Source organism: Microbacterium sp. ZOR0019 (assembly GCF_000800925.1).
In the GTDB taxonomy this organism is placed as follows: Bacteria; Actinomycetota; Actinomycetes; order Actinomycetales; family Microbacteriaceae; genus Microbacterium; species Microbacterium aurugineum.
The window spans coordinates 1-9,046 of the sequence record NZ_JRKC01000067.1 but is presented as its reverse complement, the minus strand read 5'-3'; the positions used below and the strand labels follow the sequence as shown (position 1 = coordinate 9,046).

The 9,046-nt window shown below is 67.1% G+C and carries 17 protein-coding genes; 2 read left to right on the top strand and 15 right to left on the bottom strand.

Annotated features, from left to right (window positions below):
• Together L978_RS13975 and mobC are read right to left on the bottom strand one after the other, a co-directional pair.
• On the bottom strand, nucleotides 1–1,012 hold a 1,012-nt coding region (locus L978_RS13975), incomplete at its 3' end, for a relaxase/mobilization nuclease domain-containing protein (RefSeq protein ID WP_047523910.1).
• A complete protein-coding gene (mobC, locus tag L978_RS13970) occupies nucleotides 1,009–1,428 on the bottom strand; it encodes a plasmid mobilization relaxosome protein MobC (protein WP_047523914.1) in 420 nt (139 codons plus the stop codon). The genes mobC and L978_RS13975, both read right to left, overlap by 4 nt.
• A 231-nt stretch (nucleotides 1,429–1,659) precedes the next feature.
• Here mobC and L978_RS13965 point away from each other — a divergent pair, with 231 nt between their 5' ends.
• Nucleotides 1,660–2,034, top strand: a complete 375-nt coding sequence (locus L978_RS13965; RefSeq protein WP_047523909.1) for a hypothetical protein — start codon at nucleotides 1,660–1,662, stop codon at nucleotides 2,032–2,034.
• Nucleotides 2,035–2,267: 233 nt separating this feature from the next.
• Nucleotides 2,268–2,648 carry a hypothetical protein gene (locus L978_RS13960; RefSeq protein ID WP_047523908.1) on the top strand — a complete coding sequence of 127 codons (381 nt, stop codon included), beginning with the start codon at nucleotides 2,268–2,270 and terminating at the stop codon, nucleotides 2,646–2,648.
• Between the two features lie 4 nt (nucleotides 2,649–2,652).
• Here the strand turns inward: L978_RS13960 and L978_RS13955 are convergent, their stop codons facing one another.
• The 13 genes from L978_RS13955 to nrdH form a co-directional block, all read right to left on the bottom strand.
• The gene (locus L978_RS13955; protein WP_047523907.1) at nucleotides 2,653–3,270 is read right to left on the bottom strand and encodes a recombinase family protein; all 618 of its coding nucleotides are present in this window, start codon (nucleotides 3,268–3,270) and stop codon (nucleotides 2,653–2,655) included.
• On the bottom strand, nucleotides 3,267–4,109 hold the full coding sequence (locus tag L978_RS13950) for a Fic/DOC family protein (RefSeq protein ID WP_047523906.1): 843 nt from the start codon (nucleotides 4,107–4,109) through the stop codon (nucleotides 3,267–3,269). Before L978_RS13950 ends, L978_RS13955 begins: the two co-directional genes overlap by 4 nt.
• Nucleotides 4,110–4,114: 5 nt before the next feature.
• Nucleotides 4,115–4,360: an antitoxin VbhA family protein gene (locus L978_RS13945; protein ID WP_047523905.1), complete on the bottom strand. Its 246-nt coding sequence runs from the start codon at nucleotides 4,358–4,360 to the stop codon at nucleotides 4,115–4,117.
• A 172-nt stretch (nucleotides 4,361–4,532) separates the two neighbouring features.
• Entirely contained in the window at nucleotides 4,533–5,360 is an 828-nt protein-coding gene (locus tag L978_RS13940; RefSeq protein WP_047523904.1) for a hypothetical protein, read from the bottom strand.
• Nucleotides 5,354–5,659, bottom strand: a complete 306-nt coding sequence (locus L978_RS13935) for a hypothetical protein (protein ID WP_156118304.1) — start codon at nucleotides 5,657–5,659, stop codon at nucleotides 5,354–5,356. Before L978_RS13935 ends, L978_RS13940 begins: the two co-directional genes overlap by 7 nt.
• A gap of 115 nt (nucleotides 5,660–5,774) precedes the next feature.
• Complete coding sequence (locus L978_RS13930; protein ID WP_047523902.1) at nucleotides 5,775–6,074, bottom strand: hypothetical protein; 300 nt, start codon at nucleotides 6,072–6,074, stop codon at nucleotides 5,775–5,777.
• Between the two features lie 4 nt (nucleotides 6,075–6,078).
• Nucleotides 6,079–6,462, bottom strand: a complete 384-nt coding sequence (locus L978_RS13925) for a ParB family protein (protein ID WP_047523901.1) — start codon at nucleotides 6,460–6,462, stop codon at nucleotides 6,079–6,081.
• The gene (locus L978_RS13920) at nucleotides 6,459–7,256 is read right to left on the bottom strand and encodes a ParA family protein (protein WP_052193770.1); all 798 of its coding nucleotides are present in this window, start codon (nucleotides 7,254–7,256) and stop codon (nucleotides 6,459–6,461) included. The genes L978_RS13925 and L978_RS13920 overlap by 4 nt, the downstream gene beginning before the upstream one ends.
• 84 nt (nucleotides 7,257–7,340) lie before the next feature.
• Nucleotides 7,341–7,787 (bottom strand): single-stranded DNA-binding protein, encoded by a 447-nt coding sequence (locus L978_RS13915; RefSeq protein WP_052193767.1) that lies wholly within the window; start codon nucleotides 7,785–7,787, stop codon nucleotides 7,341–7,343.
• 54 nt (nucleotides 7,788–7,841) lie between these two features.
• Nucleotides 7,842–7,967, bottom strand: coding sequence for a hypothetical protein (locus tag L978_RS19235; RefSeq protein WP_269429717.1), 126 nt, complete (start codon nucleotides 7,965–7,967; stop codon nucleotides 7,842–7,844).
• The gene (locus L978_RS13910; protein ID WP_047523900.1) at nucleotides 7,964–8,155 is read right to left on the bottom strand and encodes a hypothetical protein; all 192 of its coding nucleotides are present in this window, start codon (nucleotides 8,153–8,155) and stop codon (nucleotides 7,964–7,966) included. The genes L978_RS19235 and L978_RS13910 overlap by 4 nt, the downstream gene beginning before the upstream one ends.
• Before the next feature lie 49 nt (nucleotides 8,156–8,204).
• A complete protein-coding gene (locus L978_RS13905; RefSeq protein ID WP_047523899.1) occupies nucleotides 8,205–8,438 on the bottom strand; it encodes a hypothetical protein in 234 nt (77 codons plus the stop codon).
• A gap of 28 nt (nucleotides 8,439–8,466) precedes the next feature.
• Nucleotides 8,467–8,712 (bottom strand): glutaredoxin-like protein NrdH, encoded by a 246-nt coding sequence (nrdH, locus tag L978_RS13900; RefSeq protein ID WP_047523911.1) that lies wholly within the window; start codon nucleotides 8,710–8,712, stop codon nucleotides 8,467–8,469.
• Between the last annotated feature and the right edge of the window lie 334 nt (nucleotides 8,713–9,046).

Sequence of the window (9,046 nt, the reverse complement as noted above, 5' to 3'; positions counted from 1 at the left end):
CGCGCTTCGCGGCGGTCCACTCGGCGGCCGCCTCGCTCGCGCCGGCCGCCGAATCGGGCCAGTCAGTGCGCAGCCGAGGCAGGGTCAGATCGCGGCCGAGGTTGCCGCCGCCGTACCAGATCGGACGCTCGCCGTGCTGCGGTCGCTCGGCGACCGAGTAGCCGGTCACGACGTCGGTGGAGCCGTCCGCGAAGCGCGGCCGCACGATGAGGCCGGCCTGCCGCATCCGGCGCACGAACTCGCCTTCGGTCTCGCTCGCGGTCGCGCAGCCACGCACCTTCAAGGCGAGGAGGTAGCGGGGCTGATCGGTGCGCAGCTCGGCAGCGATCTTCGCGCGCCGCTCCTCCCCGGCCAGCTCGTCCCAGCCAGGGCCCACGCCGTCGACGGTGAGGCGGTCGCGCTCGTGTCGAGCCTTCGCCCGAGAGGTCGCCTGCGCTTCACGCTCGGCGGGGTCGTAGCCGCGGGTGGCACGCTCGGCGCGTACCGACTCCAACTGCTCCAACCCGTACTTGACTTCCAGCGCGCGGGTGGCTGTCTGCGCGCGCTTGAAGTCGTTGTGTACGGACGCCTTGGTGCCGTCCTCGCGGACGAGGTTCACGGCGATGTGGATGTGGTCGTTGCCGTTCTTCGACACCCCGTGTCGAACGGCAACCCACCGGCACGGGGCCTTCGTACCTTCGTTGCTGTCGAAGCCCATCGCGCGGATGAAGTCGTTCGCGATGTCGTGCCACTGCTCGTCCGTCAACGCGCCCTCGTCGGCGCGCAGAGACAGCGAGCAGTGCCACACGTGGCCGCCCTCGACCTCGACATCGCGTGCGCTGCGCGGCCGGTCCAGGTGACGGGCGATCGACTTCGCGGCATCGATGCCCAGCTCGTTGTCATCGTGCCATGCGAGCAGCGCCGAGTCGCCCGCGACAAGGTGCGGTTCGGTGTGCTCGTTCGCCCGCCCCGGGCCGACGAGATACGTCATCAGGCCGGCCATGCGATCGCCGCGCACGACGTTGGGCATCATCGCAGCGCCTCGCTGAGCTGATCCACCAAAGCGTCGATCCGATCGGCCGTGCGGCGCGCGGCTGCGAGAGTCGCATTGGTCTCCGCGGGAATGTCCTGCTTGGTCGAGTTCGCCACGCGCGCGATCTGGTTCACGTTGTTGGCGATGTTAGCCAGCAGACGGTGCGCGCCGAACAACTCCGTGATGAGAGCATCGCGCACGGAGGCATTCTCGGCTGCCGTACTGGCATCGCCCGCGAGTGCCGAATCAACAAGCAGCTTCGGCACGGAAACCCCGTAGCGGAGGGCGCGCGCCATGAGCTGCCCTTCCTCCTCCGGGGTGACGCGCACGATGTGCTTCGTCTGACGGCCGCCGGGAACGCGACGACGACGAGTCGACTTGCGGCCCGCAGGCCCGTTCGCGTCGTTCTCGACCAACTCCGTCACCTCCCAGGCCCAGCGCAGCGACCCCGCCTTCGCGGGGACCGGCTAACGGCAGTTTAGCCGAAAAAGCGGAACAGGTCACCTGTTCCTATAGCTTGCTCCGCCCGGGGCACAAACCAGGATGTCTCAACGCGACAGCGGGGAGACTCACGGCGCAGCCGTGATCGCGCGCAGCGCACCGTCGCCGCAGGCGACAAAACGGCAGCAGCTTCGTAGGATGAGGGCATGGCACAGACACTCACACCTGATGAAGCAGTCGCACGCGCGGAGCGCGCCCAGGCGCAGCGTCTCGATGCGATTCGATCGCTCGCACACGCACGCCAGACCGTGACCGATATTCGCGAAAAGACCGAGCGCGAACGCGCCGAGCTGGAAGCACGCATCGCCGAGCGGATCGGCGCTGCCGAGCGCGACGATGTGAAGGCGTACAGCGCCGCGTTGGCGGTCGGCTGGACCGACGTCGAGCTGCGCAAGATCGGGTTCGCCGAGCCCGACAAGAAGTCACGTACTCGCCGTCGCGCAGCACGCAAGCCTGCCAGCAGCTCGCCTGCATCCGAGGGCACGCAGTCGCCCTCGGATGCAGTGCAGGATGGTGCGTGACGCTGCCCCCTGACCACCTGTGGACAGCCCGAGCTACCTCCGGGCTCAGCCTGCCCACAGGTGGACAGCGGGACCCCGATAGTCCGCCCGCACACAAGCCGCACCGTCGCCTCTCTGAGGGACGGTGCGGCTTCGTATGTGCGGCATGTGCACGGCCTCGCCGCGCGCATGGTTGCGATCACGCAGTTAGGGTGGGGTGCTCATCCTTGCGATTCAGATTGGACCGACCACCGATGACGAACACTCCCGACTCTCCCAGCTCCGACCCGACCGGACGGGATGCCGCGGCGGCCGCCGCGGTGACCGAATGGTTCGGCTCCTGGTGGGCCGATCGGCCCAACCAGTTCGTGGCTCTGCTCTCGATGGCGAAGCTTGCAGCTCTCGCGATGGACGGCGACCCGCGCGCGCGTCAGACGATCCTTGACGGTCGTGTTGAGGCGATGCTCGGTGTCGACGGGAAGTACGCCGTGGGGATCAGTGAGAGCGCGCTGAACATCTTCCTGTCGGCGGCGGGAGGCGCGCTCGACCCGAGCGGTGAGCCCAACCCCGACACGTTCGCCGCCGACGCGCTCAACTGGGCTGCGCGGTGGGAACGGGCGAACTACTCGCGGTAGCCGATCAGCGAGCGCCGGCGTTCTCGCGTCGTCGCGTCTCCGTGACGGCATCGCCGTCACGGTCGTACTTCTCGAGCGCGCGTCGGACGCTGGATTCGCCGACGCCGAGCACGCGCGCGATGTGCGCGACGCTCTTGTCCTGGCTGCGCATCAACGCCGCCTCGCCGATGCGCTCGGGGGTCATCACTGTGGGCCGGCCGCCGACGCGGCCTTGGCTGCGTGCATGTGCGAGACCGCGCCGGGTGTTGTCTCGGATCGTGTCGACGCGGAGCTGCGCGAACACGGCGACGATGCCGAACAGCGCTCGCCCCATCGGCGTGGTGGTGTCGATGTCGGGCTCGGTGAGGCTCTTGATGTTCACGCCGCGGTCGTGTAGCTCGTTGATGGTCTCGATGGCCATCTTCTCGCTGCCGGCGATCCGGTCCAGGCGACGCACAAGCAGAGTGTCGCCCGGGCGCAGGTAGTCGAGGCAGGCCAGCCACTCGGGCCGGTCACGAACCTTGCTGGACTCCCCGTGGTCGACGAACACGCGCACCGCTCCTCCGGCGCGCAGCTCGGCCTCCTGCGCTGCCGGATCCTGCTCGCGCGTGGACACACGCGCGTAGCCGACAATGCTGCTCATCGTGACCTCCCTGTGGATCCTCGGCCGTCGTAGCCGGCCCGCGGCCGGCCTTCCTCGACCCGGCCGGTCGACGGCTTCCGTGTGGCCTCCTGCGCCGGTCGGGGGTAGCTGCCGCTGAGGCTGGCGCGCAGCTCGCGCAGCTCAGGGCTCAGCTCCGGTTTGGCGGCCGCCGGCCGCTCGGTGGCGATCGCGTAGAAGACGGCGTGCAGCTCCTCGGGGTGGGTGTCCCAGCCGGGCGGTGACCACGGCGTAGCCGGGTCGGGCCCGGACAGCTCGGAACGCTGGTTCCAGACCGCGGGAGACACGGCCGCCCAGTTCATCTCGAACGGGGACCGTTCAGCGACGTGCTCCATGAACATCTTCGAGCTGCGTCCGTTGCCCTCACGGAACGGGTGCGCGATGTTCAGCTCGGCGAACACGGCCGACGAGTGCTCGGCGAACGAGCGACGATCGAGCGTCGACCAGTCGACGCTCTCGACGCGCGCCTGCACGCCGCGCAGCCGGCGGTCGATCGACCCGTCGCCGACGTTGGCGAAGTCGGTTCGCCCTTTCGTGATGTCGACGCTGCGGTACTCCCCCGCCCAGGCGTAGACGTCCTGGAACAGGTACCGGTGGATCGCCCGCAGGTGCTCCGCGTCGTACGTCCGCTCCACAGACGCGAGGCCCGCCGAGAGCTCAGCTCCTCGGCGGGCCGTCGCGGAATACTCCGCATAGTGCAGCTCGTACGGATCCCGGATGTCTTTCAGGTTCCGCAGCGTGGGCGGGTAGTCGTCGAAGCCGTCCGCGTCGACGTACCGCTCGGGATAGAAGTACGAATCCCAGGTGTCGAACGTCTCCATGCGCGTCAGCGCGCGACGGCCGGCACGCGGCGGTGCCGCTTGGCGGCATCCGCCGAGCGGCGGTCGTACTCGCTCGCGTCGATCGCGCCGCGCATGTAGTCCGTCAGGTTCTCCACGTCCTCACGATTCGGCTCCCAGCCCTCGTGCCAGGCGGCAGCGAACGACTGCACCACGGCGCGACGCTTCGTCGCGTCGAGCTGCGCGAACAGCTCCGGCCAGCGGGTCTCGATGTCGAACGTCTCAGCAGCCATCAGAGGCTCCTCTCGTGGGTCTCTTCCATTCTACCAAAAACGGTCAAGACATGGGGTTTCGGCGGAATCTTTTCGGTGGCGAGTTTCGGTGGATCCGAGCCCGGCGTGTCGCGCGCTGCGCGACGTCGACGCCCCGGCCGCCAGAAACGATCGTTACCGGCGGCCACGCGCATCACAGGGAGACAAACAGCCCGAACACTCCGACGAGGAGCACCGCGACCGCGATCGCCGACGCGCGGAGCATTGCGCGCATGCGGTTGCGGTCGCGCAGCGTCGGCGCGATGTGGCCACGGGCGGTGAGCCCATCGGCGGCATCGTCCAAACTCTCGATGACCTCCCGGCCGAACGGGCGGATCATCGCCTCGAAGATCCGCCCGACTGCGGCGATGACCAGGCCGATCCAGAACCATTGCGGCGCAGTGTCGTACGGGTCGGGAGCAACGGCGAGCCCGGCATAAGCGAGGGTGACCGCGATCGGCAGCGAACCGGCGAGACTGCGCACCGCCTCCCATTTCCATCCCGGCAGCCGATTCCACAGTTCAGCAGTGGCGTTGAAGACGCCGAAGGTAAGGAGGATGGCACCGAACAGGGCGAGCACGCCGGCCAGCACGCCGTACTGGTCACTTCGGGAGATCAGGTAGGGCAACGCCACGATGACGACGACGATCTCAACCAGGTTGGCGATCGCGTTCGGTATCCACGGGCGCCGCGGCATCTCGTTCATGCCGTACAGGCGCAGCGCGCCCGGGATGCGGTTGCGCTCGATGCGCCTGAACACGCGCGACACGACGGTGACGACGAGGACGACGCCGAGGATCCCCGCAAGCCACAGCGCAGTGTGCTCGGGATAGGACGCGACCGCCACAGGCACCGCCCAGAGGAAGCCGAGCATGACCGCGAAGTTGAGCAGCCGGCGACTGACCCAGAGCGTCGCCGGCAGCGCGCCCGCTTGGACAGGGTGAGGCACCTTCACGATCACGGGAGAAGCGTTCATCACCATGCCGCACCCGCCCATGCCGGCCCGTTGTTCGCTTTCGAGATCGCGGCCGGCGAGACACCGAACATCGCCGCGACCTCGCGCCCGGAGCGGGTCTTAAGAAGTTCCCGGATCGCCGCAACCCGCACCGCGGCGATCTGCTCAGACTGGGTCATGAGCTGTTCTTGCAGCGCCGCGCACAGCGCCACCACTCCCCCGGGGCCACCGTGCTCGACGGACCATCCCGGTTCGGCATCCGCCACTTGGGCAAGGAACATTTCGGGGCTCAACGTGCGAGCCGAAGGATCGTTCTCGGTTTCCATGCTCACAGATTAACCCCAGGGTAAACGGTGCGTCAACCCCGGGGTTAATTTTCGCGATGGCTAGCGCTCAGAGGATCGCCTCTCTGGCTCCCCGATAGGCGCCAGCTCGACCATCTCAGCGGACCTCGGCGTAAGGCTCGCCCATGACCTGCACGTATACCTCGGGGGTAGCGACGGCGGACCCGAAGGAGCTGCCGTTGCCGGCGATCACAGGCCCAGGCTTGCCCGTCGCGGCTGTCGCTGCACGGTTGATGCTGTCGACGGCATCCGCAAGGCGGCCGGCAGCCTCGGCCGCAGTCAGTTTGGGCCAGATCTCGCGCAGCCGCTCCGCATCTGTCGCGTCTCGTCTGAGAGTCAGGTGCGCGACTACTTCCATCTGCTCGTCGGTGATGTTGAGTCGTTGCCAGTTGCTCATGCTGTCACTCCCCCATCGTGCGGCCGCGGGGCAGCTCACCCGCGCCGGCGGATCCGAACGGCTGACCGCCGTTGTATTTCTTTTCGAGCCGTTCAACCTTCTCTCTGACCGCCTCGTCGACGAACTGAGAGAGGTTGCGGTAGTTCTCTAGGGCCATCGTGTGCAGGATCGCAGCGCGCATCCGGTTGGTGTCCGCTGGGTCCTGGTAGAACGACACCTTCGGTGGGTACTTCGTCGTGCTCACACCTTCGTTCGGTGCAGTGTCGCGTGCCGGCCGCTGCGTGGCAGACGGAGCCGGTGGAGTCTCTACCTGTTGCGGCTCGTCGGTCCTCGGCGCGACGGGGTTTGATCCGGCCAAGCTCGACTTACGGGGTTCGTGGCGGTTCATGACAGGGCTCCTTCGATGCTCGCAAGGTGGTCGGCGTAGAGCGCGCCGAGGGTGGTTGCTTCGGCGCTGCCCCACTCGTCGAGACCGCGGGCGGCTTCGGTAGCGTCGCTGATGACGACGCGCTTCGGGATCGGCGGCGTAAGGACAGTGAGTCCCCGTGCGGCGGCCGCGGTGATCAGGTCGTCATGCCAGGTGCGGCCGCTGACGGTCTGCTCCTCATGCTGGTTGATGATGATGCCCGTGACGCGCAGCGTGCGGTTGTAGTACTCGCGTACGTTGTCGATCGTGTCGAGAAGCTGCGCGAGGCCATTCGCGCTGAACAGCTTCGAATGTGTCACGATCGTGACTGCCTCAGCGGCCGTGAGACCGTTGATGGTGAGCTGGTCGAGGCTAGGGGCGCAGTCGATGAAGATCAGGTCGTAGTCGTTGGCCACGGTGGCCAGCGCTTCGCGTAACCGGCCCTCTCGGCCGGCCCCAGCGAGCACGAGCTCGTCACGGACATAGCCGAGGGTCGTACCGGACGTCGGCACGACGTCGAGGCCGGGCCAGACGCCCGCCACGATGACGTCGCGGATCGATTCGGGTGCACGTGCGCTGAGCGCGTCAGCCAGACCAGCCTGGTCATCACCGACAACCTTGGCTGCGGCGACAGAAGTCAAGTTGCCTTGCGGGTCGTTGTCGACGACGAGAACACGCTTGCCGGCCAACACAGCCGCGCGGGCAAGGTGGAACGTCGTCGTCGACTTGCCGACGCCGCCCTTCTGATTACACAGGGCAAGAATTCGAGCAGTCACGTAGATACCTCCAATAGGGGCAATGGTACTAATGCTGGGGTTGCTTGTGGGGCGGTGAGCGGATCCCTCGCCGCCCCACACAGGTCAGAACGGGGTGTCGCCCTCAGGGATATCTACGACGTCCCAGCCCGTCGCGGCGGGCTCGTCAGCGGGAGCCTGCGCGCCGGCCTGGCGGTCGTTCTTCGTGGTCGTCACGGTGTTCCATCGCAGCGAGAACGCCACTTCGTCGGCGTCGACGCGCTGCGCGGTGCGGGTCTCCCCTGAGTCCTTGTCGGTCCAGCGGTCGGTGATGACGCGGCCGCTGACGTGCACGCGGTCGCCCTTGTGAACACTGGCGGCGATGTTCTCCGCGAGCTGTCCCCATGCCTGGATGCGGAACCGGTTGGGCTCATCGTCTTCCCAGCCCTGGCCGTCTGCCGTACGGCGACGACGGTTCTCGAGGATGGTGAATCGGACCACGGCGCGCCCACTCTGGGTGTGGCGCAGCTCGGGGTCGGCGGTCAGGTTTCCTGCGGTGGTGATGGTGGTCATGACGTCCTCCTTGGTAGTGACTCTATTAGTACTATTGGGGCTTATCAAGAGGTCTCAGTCGTTCTCGTCCTCCTCGTTGGCCGGCGCTTCATCGACTCGCGAAAGGTCCGGTTTGCCGGCATCGACCCAGCGGCACACGGTGGCCCAGTCGGGTCGGTCGATGGAGTTCGCGTCGCTCACGCCTCCTCGACCTCCCAGGACGTGACCGCGTAGCTGCTCTCCCCGTCCGCGCCGATGCCGCTGACGGTTCCTTCGTCAGCTCCTTCCAGCCATTCGCGGAGCTGGTCGGCCATCTCATCGCGAGCAGCAAACTTGCCCTCCTCGCGTTCCAGCTCGACCGTGACGGTGAACGTGAATCGGTGCGACATGTCACTCCTCTTTCTCTACCTCTAATAGTACTATTACCGTTAGCGCCTGTCAAGCTTTTCCCCGTTCGCCGGCTATGGCACGCAGGTAACGGTTCCGCCAGTCGTCGATGTCGTCGCGGAGCTGTTGGATGGTGGCGGCCTGCTCGTCTGCTTCGCGGTGCAGGATGTCGTTGAGCTTGCGGAGCTGCCGGATGGTGTCGCGCTGCCGTTCGAGCTCGTCGCGCATGGCGGCAGCGGTTTCCTGGGAGTAGAACGGGTGTTCTTCCTCGGGCATGGTGTCCATCGTCTGTGCCTCCTCTGGATCCTGGGTGTCAGCTCAGGTGAGCTGCGATGCGGTCGATCTCGATCGGGTTGAAGCCGGCCCAGTGGTCTTGGTCGTCGACGACGACGACCGGAGCCTGCGCGTATCCCAGCTCTTTGACGTACTCAAGGGCTGCATCGTCCTCGCTCAGGTCGACGACCCGGTACGGGATGCCCTTGGCGTCGAGCGCTCGGTGGGTGGCGTTGCACTGGACGCAGCTCGGCTTGCTGTAGACCACCAGCTCGTTCTCGATCATGTCCATGTCCCTTTCCCCCTCATTCATTGTGTTGGCTCGTTCCTGATAAGCGGAGCAGTGCCGCAATAAGCGCGCCGCAGCAGCAACACGGAGTGCGGCGGTGGAGAGAATTTCGGCGCGAAATAAGGGAGCGCAGCGACCGCGTGCCGAAAATCTCGGAGGAGCCGGCCCCGAAGGGGCTTGTGCGGCGGCTCGCGGCGGCAATGATGGAGCGCCAGGAACGAGTACACACCGAGAGGATCCGGGCGGCCGCAGGCCGCTCCTGCCGGCCCTGTAGGGGCCCTGGGGGTGCACGAGGGGGTCGCTCCCCTCGTGCCGGGCCCCGGAGGGCCCG